Raw genomic sequence first — 14,430 nt, forward strand, 5'->3', positions numbered from 1 at the left:
GGAGAAGTCAATGACCCGGCGTACGCCCCTCAACGAGGCCCACCGCAAGCTGGGGGCCCGGATGGTCGACTTCGTTGGCTGGGACATGCCGGTGCAGTACTCGTCCGTCATCGCCGAGCATGAAGCCGTGCGCACCGCCGTGGGCCTGTTCGACGTCTCCCACATGGGGGAAATCGAGTTCACCGGCCCTGGCGCGTTGGAGACCGTGAACCGGCTCATCTCCAACGACCTCGCCCGCTGCCAGGACGGCCAGGCCGTCTACGCGGGCCTGCTCAACGACCTGGGCGGTTTCGTGGACGACGTCGTCGCCTACCGCTTCAGCCCCGAGCGCATCCTCATCTGCGTCAACTCCAGCAACCGCGAGAAGGACTTCGCCTGGATGAGCGCGCGCGCGGAGGGCGTCAAGCCCGTGGACCGCGGCGACGAGTACGCGCAGATCGCCGTCCAGGGCCCCAAGGCCGTGGGGCTGGTGCAGCGCCTGACCCAGGCGGACCTGTCCAAGGTGGGCACCTACCGCTTCACCGAAGGGGAGGTGGCCGGCGTGAAGTCCATCATCTCCCGCACGGGCTACACCGGCGAGGACGGCTTCGAGCTGTACTGCGCCGCTGGCGACGCCGTGAAGCTCTGGGACGCGCTCCTGGAGGCCGGGCAGCCGGACGGCGTGAAGCCCTGCGGCCTGGGCGCTCGCGACTCGCTGCGCACGGAGATGAAGTACGCGCTGTACGGCAACGACATCGACGACGCGCACACCGCCCTGGAGGCGGGCCTGGGCTGGATCGTCAAGCTGGACAAGGCGGGCGGCTTCATCGGCAAGGACGCGCTCGTCGCGCAGAAGGCCGCGGGCGTCCCTCGCAAGCTCGTGGGCTTCGAGCTCACCGGCGCCGGCATCCCGCGCCACGGCTACCCCATCCTCAAGGACGGCGTCCGCGTGGGTGAGGTGACGAGCGGTACGCAGGGCCCCACGGTGAAGAAGCCCATCGGCATGGGCTACGTGCCCACGAACCTGGCCACCGAAGGCTCCACCTTCGACGTGGAGATCCGCGGCCGCGCCGTGCCCGCGGTCGTCGTGAAGACCCCCTTCCTCAAGAAGTCCTGATTCCTTCCCGTTCGCACCCGTTGCGAGGAGCCGCCTCCATGTCTGACAACATCCCGCAGGACCTGAAGTACACGAAGGAACACGAGTGGGCCCGCATCACCGGCAAGACCGTGGTGGTGGGCGTCACGGCCCACGCCCAGGAGTCGCTGGGCGACGTCGTGTACGTGGAGCTGCCCAAGCTGGGCGCCACCCTCACCGAAGGGAAGAACTTCGGCGTCATCGAGTCCACCAAGGCCGTGTCGGACCTGTTCGCCCCCATCTCCGGCACCGTGGTGAAGGTGAACGACGAGCTGACCGGCAACCCGTCCCTCATCAACTCCGACCCGTACGGGAAGGGTTGGATTGTGGAGGTCGAGCCCTCGGACGCCGGGCAGGTGGGCAAGCTCCTGGACGCCGCCGCCTACGAGCCGCTCACCAAGTAGTCACGCGCGCGCAAGAAGTCCGGCGTCCCGGTTGTTAGAGACGCTCCATGAGGCACCGAGCCCGCTCGGACGCCGACCTTCTTGACGCACCTCACGCGAGCCCTTCCGACCATGTCCCTCAACTGGAAGTACCAGGAGTCCTTCGCCGGCCGGCACATCGGCCCGGAGACCCCTGAAGTGAAGCAGATGCTGTCCACGCTGGGCGTCACCTCGCTCGATGCCTTCATCGAGAGCGCCGTGCCCCCCGCCATCCGCTCCCAGGAGCCCCTGCGCCTGCCCGCCGGCCGTGGCGAGAACGAGGTGCTGGCGCAGCTGGAGGCCATCGCGGCGAAGAACCAGGTGTTCCGGTCCTTCATCGGCATGGGCTACAGCGACACCCACGTCCCCAACGTCATCCTGCGCAACATCTTCCAGAACCCGGGCTGGTACACCCAGTACACGCCCTACCAGGCGGAGATCGCCCAGGGCCGTCTGGAGGCGCTGCTCAACTTCCAGACGATGGTGACGGACCTCACCGGCATGGAGGTCGCCAACGCCTCCCTGCTGGACGAGGGCACCGCCGCGGCGGAGGCCATGGCGCTGGCCATGCACGCCAAGGGCGACGGCACCGGCGCGTTCTTCGTCTCCGACGCCTGCCACCCGCAGACGGTGGACGTGGTGCGCACGCGCGCGATTCCGCTGGGCGTGGAGGTCGTCGTGGGCGACCACCGCACGGTGGACCTGTCCGCGAAGAAGTTCTTCGGCGCGCTGGTGCAGTACCCGGCCACGGACGGCGTGGTGCACGACTACCGCGCCTTCGGAGAGAAGGTGCACGCGGCGGGCGGCCTGTTCGTCGTCGCGGCGGACCTGCTGGGCCTCACGCTGCTCACGCCCCCGGGCGAGTTCGGCGCGGACGCGGTGGTGGGCAGCGCGCAGCGCTTCGGCGTGCCGCTGGGCTACGGCGGCCCGCACGCCGCCTTCTTCGCCACGAAGCACGCCTACACCCGCGTGATGCCGGGCCGCCTCATCGGCGTGTCCGAGGACTCGCAGGGCCGGCCCGCGCTGCGCATGGCGCTGCAGACGCGCGAGCAGCACATCCGCCGTGAGAAGGCCACGAGCAACATCTGCACCGCGCAGGTGCTGCTGGCCGTGATGGCCGGCATGTACGCCGTCTACCACGGGCCGGAGGGCCTCAAGGCCATCGCGGAGCGCGTGCACGGCCTCACGGTGGTGCTGTCGCGGGGCCTGGCGAAGCTGGGCTTCAAGCCGAAGTACGACCAGTTCTTCGACACGCTGCGCGTGGAGCTGACGTCTCCGCAGGTGCGCGGGGTGCTGGCCGCCGCGGAAGCCGCGAAGATGAACTTCCGCCGCATCGACGAGAAGACGCTGGGCCTGGCGCTGGACGAGACGACGCGCCCGAGCGACGTGCAGGACATCCTCGCGGCCTTCATCCAGGGCGCGAACAAGTCCGCGTCCCCGGTGAACCTGGACGAGGTCGCCGAAGGCCTGGAGAGCCCGCTGGCGCCGGAGCTGCGCCGCACGAGCGCGTACCTCACGCACCCGGTCTTCAACCGCTACCACTCCGAGACGGAGATGCTGCGGTACGTGCGCCGGCTGGAGGCGAAGGACCTGTCCCTCACGCACTCCATGATTCCGCTGGGCAGCTGCACCATGAAGCTCAACGCCACCGCGGAGATGATCCCGGTGACGTGGCCGCAGTTCAGCAAGCTGCACCCGTTCGCGCCCACCTCGCAGGCGGCCGGCTACAAGGTCATCTTCGAGCAGCTGGAGAACGCGCTGTCGCAGGTGACGGGCTTCGCCGGGTGCTCGCTGCAGCCCAACGCGGGCAGCCAGGGTGAGTACGCGGGCCTGCTCGTGATTCGCGCGTACCACCAGGCGCGCGGGCAGGGGCACCGCGACGTGTGCCTCATCCCGTCCTCCGCGCACGGCACCAACCCGGCCTCCGCGGTCATGGCCGGCTACCGGGTCGTCGTCACCAGGTGCGACGAGAACGGCAACATCGACCTGGACGACCTGCGCGCCAAGGCGGACGAGCACAAGGACAAGCTCGCCTCGCTGATGGTGACGTACCCGTCCACGCACGGCGTGTTCGAGGAGGAGATCCGGGAGATCTGCTCCATCATCCACGAGCGCGGCGGCCAGGTGTACATGGACGGCGCCAACCTCAACGCGCAGGTGGGCCTCACCGCGCCGGGCCTGGTGGGCGCGGACGTCTGCCACATCAACCTGCACAAGACGTTCTGCATCCCGCACGGCGGTGGCGGCCCGGGCATGGGCCCCATCTGCGTGGCGTCCCACCTGGTGAAGTTCCTCCCCGGACACCCCGTCATCCAGACGGGCGGGGCGGAGGCCATTGGCGCCATCAGCGCGGCGCCGTGGGGCAGCGCCAGCATCCTGCTCATCTCCTGGATGTACGTGCAGATGATGGGCGGCGAGGGCCTGACGCAGGCCACGAAGATGGCCATCCTCAACGCCAACTACGTCGCGGAGCGGCTGCAGCCGCACTACCCGGTGCTCTACCGGGGCAAGCGCGGCCGGGTGGCCCACGAGTGCATCGTGGACCTGCGCCCGCTGAAGAAGACCGCGGGCGTGGAGGTGGAGGACGTGGCCAAGCGCCTCATGGACTACGGCTTCCACGCGCCCACCGTGTCGTTCCCGGTGGCGGGCACGCTGATGATCGAGCCCACGGAGTCCGAGTCCAAGGCGGAGCTGGATCGCTTCTGCGACGCGATGATCGCCATCCGCCAGGAGATCCGCGACGTGGAGGAGGGCCGCGCGCCCAAGGACAACAACGTCCTGAAGAACGCGCCGCACACCGCGCGCACGCTCACCGCGCCGGAGTGGAACCGCCCGTACACCCGCGAGCAGGCCGTGTTCCCCACGCCGTGGGTCCGCGACAACAAGTTCTGGCCGTCCGTGGGACGCCTGAACAACGTGCTGGGTGACCGCAAGCTCGTGTGCTCGTGCCCTCCCATCGAGGACTACGACACGCCCTCGCAGAAGGTCGCGTAAGCAGGCGTCACAGGCAGCAGTCACCGGGGCCGTCTTCCAGTTCAACGGAAGGCGGCCCTCGTGTTTTCAGCGGGCCTTCGCGGGCTCCACGTGGACCACCACGTCCACGACCTGCGGATAGGCGGCGTGCAGCGTCTCCTCCACCTTGTCAGCCACTTCGTGGGCCTGCGCGGTGGTGAGCTGCGGGTCGACCTCAATCTTCAGGTCCACGTAGACGCTCTCCTCCATACCCCGGCTGCGCACGTCGCGGCACGAGCGCACGCCCGCCACCGCCAGCGTGTGCTGGGACACCTGCGCCGGATCCAGGCGCGCGGTGTCGGAGAGGATGCCCACCGCCTGCCGGACGATGCCGTAGGCCACCCACGCCACGAAGACCATCACCGCCAGCGCCACCAGCCCGTCCGCGCGAGGGAAGCCCAGCGCCACGAGGCCAATGGACACGAGCACCGCGATGGTCACGAACACGTCCGACAGCGTGTGCTGCGCGTCCGCGAGCAAGAGGGCGCTCTTGTACTTCTGCCCGTAGTGCCGCTCCACGCGGGTCACGACGAGGTTGATGACCAGCGTGAAGACCATCACCGCGGCCATCGTCAGGGACACCGTGGGGTGCTTGTCGTGCAGGAGCGAGTCGAACGCCATGCGCCCCAGCTCCAGCATGCCCACGCCAATCATCGCGCCGATGCCCAGCGACGCGAGCGCCTCGAACTTGCCGTGGCCGTAGGGGTGGTCCGCGTCCGCCGGCTGTGACGCGACGCCCATGGCGACAAGGCCCAGCACGTTGGAGCTGCCGTCGATGAACGAGTGCAGCCCGTCCGCCGTCACCGACGCGGACTGGGCCATGAGGCCGAAGACGAGCTTGGCCGCGGCCACCACCCAGTTGGCCACGAGGATGGCCAGCAGGACGAAGCGGACCTTCCGGTTGCGCTCCTGGAGCGCGGCGCTGCGGTCGACGAGAGGGGCTTCCACGGCGGGGCAGGGTAGTGCTCCACGCCGTCCACCGCGAGGCCTGCGTGGGGCCTACTGTCGGAACAGCCGCATCCGGGGGCCGCCGCCCATCTCCAGGAAGAAGCCGAACTGGAAGCGCACCGTCGCGTCCTGGCCCAGCAGGCCCGACGGCGGGTTGGGGAAGGGCTGCGCGCGCTTGAAGGACGCCACGGCCTCCATGTCCAGGAAGTCCAGGCCGCTGCTCTTCTCCACCTGGATGTCCTTCACCGCGCCGCGCTCGTCCAGGGTGATGGAGAGCAGCGTCTGCCGGTCGCGCCCGGCGTAGATGTTCCCCGTCGGGTCGCGCTGGCGCAGCTGCTCGTTGGGGTTCCAGTGCATGCCCACGCTCTGCTTCACGCGGTTGAAGAAGCTGGCGTACTTCCACTCGCGCGTGTTGAGGAAGGTGCCGTCGCCCTCCTCCTGGTCGCGGAGCATGTCGTTGGGCGCCGCGCCCACCACCTTGTCCATGGCCGCCTGCGACGGCATCAGCGTGGCCAGGCCCGGGGAGCCCACGCGGCCCGCGGAGCCCTCCTGCTCACTTTCCTCGCTCTGGCCGGGCTGGATGCGCAGGCGCTTCGCGTTGCCCTCGGTGGCGTCGCTCTCCGACTGGTTCTTCACCGCCATGCCCGGGCCGCGCTCGCGCGGATCCGTCTTCATGGCGATCTCCTGCTTGCGGCGCGTCTCCGGCATCTCGAAGACGGGCTTCTTGCCGCCCTGGGACGGGGCCCGGTCATCCGCGCCCGTGCCGTTGTTGCCCGACACGCGCGGGGGCTGCACCTGGTCCTGCGCCGCGCCCTCCTGCTTCTGGGGCGCCGTCCGCTGGGGCATGGCGTTGCGGTAGAAGGCCGTCTGGTCGCGCGCGCGCGTCTCCTGCTCCACCGTGTTGTTGTGCTCGGCCAGGTACTTCGCGTCCGGGGACTGCTGATCATTGCCCGGGGCCACGTCCACCACCTGGCCGTTGGGCTTCGTCTCGTCCGGCTTCTTCTCTTCCTTCGGCTCGCGCTTCTCCGTGGGACGGGGCTTCGTCTGCTGCGGAGTCGCCGTCCCGCGGTTCTTCGCCCACTGGTCCGACGTGAGCGGCCTCACCGCCACGGAGGTGGGCCGGGCAGGGCGCTTCTCATGGGGGAGGGTGCCCTGCACGGCGGACACCAGCAGCACGAAGCCCACGAAGGCGGCCTGGGCCAGGAGCGCCAGGACGGCCGCCACCAGATAGCGCAGCAGGCCGCGCTGCTTCCGCGCGCGGCGCTGACGCCAGTCTGTCGAGGAACCCGTGCCCACGGCCTGATGATAAACCTCCGGACCGCTTCTTCAGTCCCGAACGTGCGGCCCGTAACAGCCGGGACATGGAAGAGATTCACGAGCGCGTGCGTTGTCGCGCCCGAAATGTCCGCTTCATCTCAGTAGATGGGGGCCACCTCCGCCCCATTGAAATAGAAGCGAAGGATCTCCGGATAGCGCTGCCCGGCCTCCGCCCGGCCGATGGCGCCTGTCTGACACATGCCCACGCCGTGGCCCCAGCCGCCGCCCCGGAACAGCCATCCGGTGAGCCGGCCCTCGGCGTCCCGCTCGGCCTCCACGGTGGCCATGCTGCTGTTGAGCATCCCGAAGAGCCGCCGGATGTTCAGCTCCCCGCGCACCTGGGTGGCGCCCTTCGTGCCGGACACGGTGAGCAGCCGGGCACGCCCGGACACCCCGCGCTCGGACAGGGCGAGCCCCTGGATGGACCCCACGCCCAGCTTCTCCGTGAGCGCGTCCACCTGGCCTTGAGTGAAGCGCTTCTCCCACCGGAACTTCGTGGGCTGCGCGAAGCTGGACAGCTTGCACGCGGCGGGCACGTCCGACGTCGCCAGCCATGCCTTGAGGTTGGACGGGCCGGGCACGTCCGGCGCGGGCTCCAGCAAGTCCGGCCGGCCGCGCAGGCTGGCATCGGGCGGGCCGCCCCACACCACGTCGTTGTCCTCGGTGTGGCCGCCGCACACGGCGCTGTAGACGGAGTCCACCAGCCGCCCGTCCTGGCTGAACAGGGCCTGCCCCCGGGTGGCCTCCACCGCGGCCGTGGTGCTGGCCGCCTCGCCGGTGCGGCCCCGGTACACCGCGCAGTGCTGCTCCGAGCAGAGCAGGTACGGATCCGCCAGGTGCTTGATGCCCACCTTCGCCAGCACCTCGCCGCGCGCGGTGACGGCCTGGGCCTTGAGGGCTTCGGGGTGGGCGCGCGCGAAGATTTCGGACGGCACCAGCCCCTTGAGCAGGTCCTCCAGGCCCACCACGTTCACCACCGCGAGCTTGCCGCTCCGGTCCACCGCGAACTGGAGCGCACCGCGGAAGCTGCGGTCCTCGAAGGCGTGGAAGTCGTAGCCCACGCCGTACTCCACCTGCCGCACGTCGAAGCCGCTGCCATCCGGCGTCTCCGCGTCCAGCCGGTCCTGCGCCAGGCCCACCACGGCGTCGTTCTCGTCCTTCAGCTCCAGGATGGCGCTGGACGGCTTGCGGACCTCCTCGAAGAGGGTGGTGCGCTGGCCGTAGCGGCGCAGCAACTCCGCCTGTTGCTCCGCCGCGGCCGCGGGCGTCAGCGCCTCGTCGCCCAGGAGGAGGTAGCGCCGGTTGTCGATGACCTTCCCCGCGATACCGTACACGGAGCCCAGCGTGTGCGTGCGCACCGCGAACCCGCGCGAGCGCCACGTCTCCTGCGCCTCCGCGAGCCCCGCCTTGTCCGCGAAGCGGAACTCGCCCAGCTGCACGCGCGCGCTCCACTGGGCCGGCTCGCCCTGCGTCACCCGCACCGTCCAGCGCGAGCCCGCGGGCGCGTCCAGCATCTTGTCGCCCGGGCCTCCGAAGCGCAGGCGCATCCGGCTTCGCGGTGAGAACGTCACCACGTCGCGCCCCTCCATCAGCTTGATGGGCAGGCGCGGCTCGCCGTTGCGGAAGTCCAGGCGCTTCAGTTCCTCCGGCCCGGGCAGGCCCGACGTGAGCGGATCCTCCAGGCCACTTGGAGGAGCCGCCGGAGGCTTCACGCCCGCGTCCACGGGCTTCGCGGGGACGGAGACCTCCGGCTCGCCCACGCCCCGGGTGCTGGGGGCAGGAGTGGGCGCCGGCGTGGCGCAGGAGACGAGCAGCAGGGCGGTCAGGAGCAGGACGGCTTTGGACACGGCGGCGGCACCGTAGCCGCCATGGGGCCAACCGTCACGGTTCTCCCTCCCCCTGCGGCGCGTCCGTTGCCGGATGACCGGCAGTGAATAGAACGCCCAAGGCCACGCGTTGCCCCTGCTCATGCGAATTTCTGGAGGCAACCGATTGAAGACGCGACAGACCCTGGTGGCCTCCCTGGCCGCTTGCACCCTGATGCTTGGACTGCCCGCCTGTGGCGGCGGCGGTGGTCCGGGCGGGGGCACCGGCGCAGGAACGGGCGGCTCGTCCAACGCGGGCACCCAGGCGCCCGCGACGAACGCGGGGACCGGTGGTTCGGGCACGGTGCAGAAGACGAACACGACGCCGGGCAAGGCCCCCCCCATCGGCGTGCAGCCGGTGGAGAACACCCCCGCCGCGCGGATGCCGGAGCACGCGGACCATGCGCCCCTCGCGGGGCCCGGTCCCCAGCCGGCCGTCAGCGCCCAGGCCATGGCGGAGACCGCCGCCACCACGCCCGCCCACGACTGGGTGGTGTCCCCCAACGGCAACGACGGCGCCGAGGGCTCGGAAGCCGCGCCGCTGCGCACCATCGGCATGGCGGTGAGCAAGGCGGGCCCCGGTGACCGCATCCGCGTGCTCGCGGGCACCTACGCGGAGCGCGTGGTGCTGGGCGACAACGCGAAGGCCGGCACGCCCGAGGCGAAGATCACGCTCCAGGGCGAGGGCCTTCCCAAGCTCACCCCCGGCAGCGGCTCCGGCGCGGCGGTGCAGGTGCGCCGTCCGAACTGGGTCATTGACGGGTTCGACATCGACGTGGAGGGGCAGCCCATCTTCGGCGTGACGTTCGAAGGGGACGTGCAGGGCTCGGTGCTGGCCAACTCGGACCTGCACAACGGCACCGGCGGCGCGGGCGTCACCTTCTTCAACAACGCCAAGGGCCCCACCATCGAGAACAACAACATCCACGACTTCGTGCGGACCACCGGCAACAAGGACTCGCACGGCATCGTGATGCAGCCCGCGTCCTACGACGTGACGGTGCGCAACAACGACATCCACGACAACTCGGGTGACTCCGTGCAGTGCCTGGGGCCCGAGGGCTTCAGCCAGCTGCCGCCCGCCACGGGCCTCCTGGTGGAGAACAACCACTTCTTCAACAACCGGGAGAACGCCGTGGACATCAAGACGTGCCACGACGTCATCATCCGCAACAACCGGATGCACCACTTCCTGCCGTCGGAGACGGCGAAGGGCGATGTGGTCGTCATCCACTACTCCGCCAACAACGTGCTGGTGGAGGACAACGAGGTGTATGACGGCGCCAAGGGCATCTCCGTGGGCGGCAACCACGAGGGCCCCGTGCCCCAGTCCGTCGTCGTGCGCCGCAACCGCGTGCACGACATCACCGACGCGGGCGGCGGCGAAGGCACCGCCATCCGCCTGGAGAACTCCAAGGGCACCGTGGTGGTGAACAACACCATCACCCGCTCCAGGGCCGGCATCATCCTGGGCCACGGCACCGGCGGCCCCACGGAGGCCCTGCGCGTGGAGAACAACCTCGTGGACTCGCCCATCAGCGTGGACATGGGCGGCCAGGCGCCCGGCTTGAAGATGAGCAACAACCTCTATCCGGCCGGCACGCAGTTCAAGAACAACGGCCAGCTCCAGGCGCTGGACGCCTTCAAGTCCGCGGTGGGGGACTCCACCTCCAACGGCGGTGACGTGACGGTGTCGGAACTCTTCGCGCCGTCCCCGGCCGCCCAGGACAAGGGGCTGGACCAGGGCCAGCCCTTCTGCGGCGCGGCCCCTGACATCGGCGCGGTGGAGCTGGGCTGCTAGGCCCACCCGGGAAAGCACCCCCGGAAAAGCAGAAGGCCCGATGCGGAAGTTTCCGCATCGGGCCTTTTTTCTGTGAGGCGCCACCCGGATTCGAACCGGGGAATGAAGGTTTTGCAGACCTTTGCCTTACCACTTGGCTATGGCGCCGCAGCGATTGGGGCCGGGTTTATACGCAGCCCCGGGTGAGCCGGTCAAGGAAGCAACACCATCCAGGCGCGCTTCTCCTCCCGCTACGATGCGGCGCGGGGCGTCAGGCCCTGGCAAGCGAGGGAGCACACGATGCTGCACGGCCATGGAGTCTTCCAGGAAGAGCACGAGGCCTTCCGCCGCACCGTCCGGGCGGTGGTGGACAAGGAGCTGCGCCCGTTCGCGGCGGACTGGGAGGCCCGGGAGGAGTTCCCCCGGGAGCTCTTCACCCGCTTCGGCGAGCTGGGCTTCCTGGGCCTGAGGTACCCGGAGGCCTATGGGGGCACGGCGGCCGGCGAGCTCTATGAGGCGGTGCTCCTGGAGGAGCTGGGCCGCTGCGGCTCCGGCGGCGTGGCCGCGGGGCTGGCGGGGCAGTTCACCATCGCCACCGGCCCCATCCACCTCTTCGGCACGGAGGCCCAGAAGCAGCGCTGGCTGGCCCCGGCCATCCGGGGGGAGAAGATTGGCGCCCTGGGCATCACCGAACCGGACGCCGGCTCGGACGTGGCGGGGCTGCGCACCACGGCCCGCCTCGATGGGGACCACTACGTCGTCAACGGCTCCAAGACGTACATCACCAACGGGGTGCGGGCGGACTTCGTGGTGCTGGCGGTGAAGACGGACCCGTCGCGAGGCCACAAGGGGCTGTCCATGCTGGTGGTGGAGCGGGGCACGCCCGGCTTCAGCGTGGGGCGCAAGCTCCAGAAGGTGGGCTGGCGCGCGTCCGACACGGCGGAGCTCTTCTTCGAGGACTGCCGCGTGCCCGCGGAGAACCTGCTGGGCGTGGAGAACCAGGGCTTCTCGCAGATCATGGGCAACTTCCAGTGGGAGCGCCTGTCGCTCGCGCTGGGGGCCATTGGCGCCATGGACGACATGCTGGACACCGTGCTGGAGCACGTGAAGCAGCGCCGCGCCTTCAATCAGACGCTGGCGGGCTTCCAGGTGGTGCGCCACAAGCTGGCGGACCTGTACACCGCCCGTGAGTGCGCGCGGCAGCTCACCTACCACGCACTGCGCCTGCACGTGGCCGGCGAGTACGCCGTCGCGCAGACCTCCATGGCCAAGAAGGTCGCCACGGAGACCTGCTGCCGCGTGGCCGACGAGTGCCTCCAGCTCCACGGCGGCGCGGGCTACATGATGGAGTACGACATCCAGCGTCACTGGCGCGACGCGCGGCTGGGGCCCATTGGCGGCGGCACCAGTGAGGTGATGAACGAAATCATCGCCAAGCAGCTGGGGCTCTAGCGCCCGGGGACCTCCCAGGGGCAGGCGGGCGGACAGGCGGGAAGAGGGGAAAAAGCCCTCCGGTTCATGTTCGATGGAGTCTGTCGCCTGGGGGAGGTCCCGGTGGAGCCCACCATCATCTGCGATGAGCTGTTCATGCGTCTGGGGGACGAGGATGTCCTCGTCCTGGATTGCCGCGACGCGATGGACTGGGAGCGGTTTGAAATCCACATCCCCGGCGCGCTGCGCATGACGGCCTCGGAGATCGCCCACGACCTGTCGATGCTGCCGGACGACGAGCTCATCGTCCTGTGCGGCACCACCCAGGACTGCGCGGACATCCGCCGCATCTGCCGCGTGTTGCGCCTGAGGGGGCGCAATGCCGTCTGCCTCGCCGGCGGACTGCATGCCTGGGTGACGGGGGGCTACCCCACGGAACGCCACGCGCGCGCTCCCTCCCACGCCCACCGGTGAGCGGCGGATGCAGCGCGTCGTGAAACGGTGTAAGGACCGCCCTGCCGTCCCCACCGGAGACTCCCCACGATGGCCAAGCTTCGCGCCGTGCTCATTGGCGCCACCGGACTCGCGGGTCAGCAGTTCATCGCTGCCCTGAAGGACCACCCGTTCATCGAGCTCACCGGGCTCGCCGCCTCGCCCCGCTCCGCCGGCAAGACGTACGCGGACGCCCTGCGCGCCTCCAACGGCATGCTGGCCTGGTTCGTCCCGGAGCCGCTGCCGGAGGCCATCGCGCGCATGACCGTGGTCAGCGGCGACGCCGTCCAGGCCAGGGACTACGACATCGCCTTCTCCGCCGTGGAGGCGGACGTCGCCCGGGAAATCGAGCCGCGTTTGGCCCGGGACATCCCGGTGTTCTCCGCCGCGAGCGCCTTCCGCTACGAGGCGGACGTGCCGCTGCTCATCCCCCCCGTGAACGCCGCCCACGCCCCGCTCATCAACGAGCAGCGCCGGCAGCGCGGGTGGAAGGGCTTCATCGTCCCCATCCCCAACTGCACCACCACCGGCCTGGCCGTGACGCTGGCCCCCCTGGCCGAGCGCTTCGGCGTGAAGGCCGTGCTGATGACCAGCCTCCAGGCCATGTCCGGCGCCGGGCGGTCTCCGGGCGTCATCGGCCTGGACATCCTCGACAACGTCGTGCCCTACATCCCCAAGGAGGAGCACAAGGTCGAGGTGGAGACGAAGAAGATCCTCGGGGCGCTCAACCCCGCGGGCGCGGCGCTCACCCCGCACGACGTGCGCGTCTCCTGCACCTGCACCCGCGTGGCCGTTCTGGAGGGGCACACCGAGTCCGTCTTCGTGTCCCTGGGGAAGAAGGCCACCGTCGCGGAGGTCGCCCAGACGATGCGCGAGTGGCAGGGTGCCCAGGTGGCGAAGGACCTGCCGTCCTCGCCGCCCCGGTGGATTGAAGTGCTGGACGACCCGTTCCGCCCCCAGCCGCGCATGGACCGGGAAACCCACGGCGGCATGGCCACCACGGTGGGCCGCATCCGCGAGGACGGGGTGCTGGAGAACGGCTTCAAGTACGTGCTCGTCTCCCACAACACCAAGATGGGGGCCGCCAAGGGGGCCATCCTCGTCGCGGAGCTGCTGCGGGCGCAGGGCTTGCTGGGCTGACCGGGGAAGCGGGCGGGGTGGGGCCCTAAATTCAGGGTGCCAACCCTGGCCGCAACCATCTACTGTGCGCGGCCACGGACGCGCGGATTTCCGCACAGAGGAGAGATCAACATGGCCTACGTCGTCGCCGAGCCTTGCATCAAGTGCAAGTACACCGACTGTGTCGAGGTGTGCCCGGTCAACTGCTTCTACGAGGGCGCGAACTTCCTCGTGATCCACCCGGACGAGTGCATCGACTGTGGCGCTTGCGAGCCCGTCTGCCCGACCAAGGCGATCTTCCCCGAGACCGAGCTGCCCTCGGAGTGGTCGGAGTACAAGAAGCTCAACACCGACTACTCCTCCAAGTGGCCCAACATCGCGGAGAAGAAGGCCGCCCTGCCCGAGGCCGAGGAGTACAAGGACAAGAAGGGCAAGCGCGCGGAGCTGAGCACCGCGCCCGGGAAGTAACCGCGGGCCGAGCCGCCCGAGCGCGCCCGTCGTGATGAAGGCCCTCGCGCCCCCAGGCGTGGGGGTCTTCGTCGTTCGTGGAGTCGGGAAGGGCATCGTCAGGACGTTCACCCCGCCTGGAGGACGCTGAGCCGCAGCCCCCGGGCCTCCAGCGCGTCGCGCAGCCGGGCCACGTCCTCGGTGGGAACGGGCCCATGGCGGCCCTGGATGCGCAGCGCCACCTCCCGGGGCCCCGTGCGCTCCACCTCCACGGTGGCCTCCATGGGCCCGCGCAGGCTCAGGCCCAGCGCCGGCCGCTGGGACTTCACGAAGACCTCGATCTTCTCGATGAGCGCCAGGGTGGATTCGACCTGCGCGACGGGCGGACCGGATGGCCCGGTGCTCTCCGGGGCGCCGCTCGCCACGCGGGCAGCCTCGGGCGTGGAGGCGCGCGCCAGGCCCTCTTCACGGGTGGGAGGGGGA

11 protein-coding genes, 1 tRNA gene and 1 pseudogene are annotated in these 14,430 nt (G+C 70.0%); 8 read left to right on the plus strand and 5 right to left on the minus strand.

Features of this window, described 5'->3' with window-relative positions; all coding sequences use genetic code 11:
- Positions 1 to 10: 10 nt before the first annotated feature.
- The 3 genes from gcvT to gcvP all read left to right on the plus strand — a co-directional run bounded on the left by gcvT (position 11) and on the right by gcvP (position 4,530).
- Entirely contained in the window at positions 11 to 1,096 is a 1,086-nt protein-coding gene (gene gcvT / locus D7X96_RS31370; RefSeq protein ID WP_121724077.1) for a glycine cleavage system aminomethyltransferase GcvT, read from the plus strand.
- A gap of 38 nt (positions 1,097 to 1,134) precedes the next feature.
- Entirely contained in the window at positions 1,135 to 1,518 is a 384-nt protein-coding gene (gene gcvH / locus D7X96_RS31375) for a glycine cleavage system protein GcvH (protein WP_121724078.1), read from the plus strand.
- Between the two features lie 111 nt (positions 1,519 to 1,629).
- Positions 1,630 to 4,530, plus strand: coding sequence for an aminomethyl-transferring glycine dehydrogenase (gene gcvP / locus D7X96_RS31380; protein ID WP_120550959.1), 2,901 nt, complete (start codon positions 1,630 to 1,632; stop codon positions 4,528 to 4,530).
- 66 nt (positions 4,531 to 4,596) lie between these two features.
- Here the strand turns inward: gcvP and D7X96_RS31385 are convergent, their stop codons facing one another.
- From D7X96_RS31385 to D7X96_RS31395, 3 genes are all read right to left on the minus strand, one after another.
- Entirely contained in the window at positions 4,597 to 5,496 is a 900-nt protein-coding gene (locus D7X96_RS31385) for a cation diffusion facilitator family transporter (protein WP_121771418.1), read from the minus strand.
- Between the two features lie 51 nt (positions 5,497 to 5,547).
- Positions 5,548 to 6,792 carry an energy transducer TonB family protein gene (locus D7X96_RS31390; RefSeq protein ID WP_120550943.1) on the minus strand — a complete coding sequence of 415 codons (1,245 nt, stop codon included), beginning with the start codon at positions 6,790 to 6,792 and terminating at the stop codon, positions 5,548 to 5,550.
- A 119-nt stretch (positions 6,793 to 6,911) separates the two neighbouring features.
- A complete protein-coding gene (locus D7X96_RS31395) occupies positions 6,912 to 8,783 on the minus strand; it encodes a SpoIID/LytB domain-containing protein (protein WP_244219793.1) in 1,872 nt (623 codons plus the stop codon).
- 22 nt (positions 8,784 to 8,805) lie between these two features.
- Between D7X96_RS31395 and D7X96_RS31400 the strand changes: the two genes are divergently transcribed.
- On the plus strand, positions 8,806 to 10,479 hold the full coding sequence (locus D7X96_RS31400; RefSeq protein ID WP_306437738.1) for a right-handed parallel beta-helix repeat-containing protein: 1,674 nt from the start codon (positions 8,806 to 8,808) through the stop codon (positions 10,477 to 10,479).
- A 75-nt stretch (positions 10,480 to 10,554) separates the two neighbouring features.
- Here the strand turns inward: D7X96_RS31400 and D7X96_RS31405 are convergent.
- A tRNA-Cys gene (locus tag D7X96_RS31405) sits at positions 10,555 to 10,626 on the minus strand.
- A gap of 132 nt (positions 10,627 to 10,758) precedes the next feature.
- Here D7X96_RS31405 and D7X96_RS31410 point away from each other — a divergent pair.
- The 4 genes from D7X96_RS31410 to fdxA all read left to right on the plus strand — a co-directional run bounded on the left by D7X96_RS31410 (position 10,759) and on the right by fdxA (position 13,968).
- Positions 10,759 to 11,910, plus strand: coding sequence for an acyl-CoA dehydrogenase family protein (locus tag D7X96_RS31410; RefSeq protein WP_120550944.1), 1,152 nt, complete (start codon positions 10,759 to 10,761; stop codon positions 11,908 to 11,910).
- A 66-nt stretch (positions 11,911 to 11,976) separates the two neighbouring features.
- Positions 11,977 to 12,363, plus strand: a complete 387-nt coding sequence (locus D7X96_RS31415) for a rhodanese-like domain-containing protein (RefSeq protein ID WP_120550945.1) — start codon at positions 11,977 to 11,979, stop codon at positions 12,361 to 12,363.
- Positions 12,364 to 12,432: 69 nt separating this feature from the next.
- The gene (asd, locus tag D7X96_RS31420) at positions 12,433 to 13,521 is read left to right on the plus strand and encodes an aspartate-semialdehyde dehydrogenase (protein WP_121724081.1); all 1,089 of its coding nucleotides are present in this window, start codon (positions 12,433 to 12,435) and stop codon (positions 13,519 to 13,521) included.
- 111 nt (positions 13,522 to 13,632) lie between these two features.
- Complete coding sequence (gene fdxA / locus D7X96_RS31425) at positions 13,633 to 13,968, plus strand: ferredoxin FdxA (protein WP_120550947.1); 336 nt, start codon at positions 13,633 to 13,635, stop codon at positions 13,966 to 13,968.
- 107 nt (positions 13,969 to 14,075) lie between these two features.
- Here fdxA and D7X96_RS31430 read toward each other — a convergent pair.
- A pseudogene (locus D7X96_RS31430) lies at positions 14,076 to 14,430 on the minus strand (hypothetical protein); the annotation flags it as partial.

Source organism: Corallococcus interemptor (genome assembly GCF_003668875.1).
GTDB lineage: Bacteria > Myxococcota > Myxococcia > Myxococcales > Myxococcaceae > Corallococcus > Corallococcus interemptor.

Excerpts from the sequence above, each read along its gene's own strand:
- gcvT (WP_121724077.1), top strand. The coding sequence starts at position 11 with ATGACCCGGCGTACGCCCCTCAACGAGGCCCACCGCAAGCTGGGGGCC.
- gcvH (WP_121724078.1), top strand. The coding sequence starts at position 1,135 with ATGTCTGACAACATCCCGCAGGACCTGAAGTACACGAAGGAACACGAG.
- gcvP (WP_120550959.1), top strand. The coding sequence starts at position 1,630 with ATGTCCCTCAACTGGAAGTACCAGGAGTCCTTCGCCGGCCGGCACATC.
- D7X96_RS31395 (WP_244219793.1), bottom strand. The coding sequence starts at position 8,783 with ATGAGCAGGGGCAACGCGTGGCCTTGGGCGTTCTATTCACTGCCGGTC.
- D7X96_RS31410 (WP_120550944.1), top strand. The coding sequence starts at position 10,759 with ATGCTGCACGGCCATGGAGTCTTCCAGGAAGAGCACGAGGCCTTCCGC.
- D7X96_RS31415 (WP_120550945.1), top strand. The coding sequence starts at position 11,977 with ATGTTCGATGGAGTCTGTCGCCTGGGGGAGGTCCCGGTGGAGCCCACC.
- asd (WP_121724081.1), top strand. The coding sequence starts at position 12,433 with ATGGCCAAGCTTCGCGCCGTGCTCATTGGCGCCACCGGACTCGCGGGT.
- fdxA (WP_120550947.1), top strand. The coding sequence starts at position 13,633 with ATGGCCTACGTCGTCGCCGAGCCTTGCATCAAGTGCAAGTACACCGAC.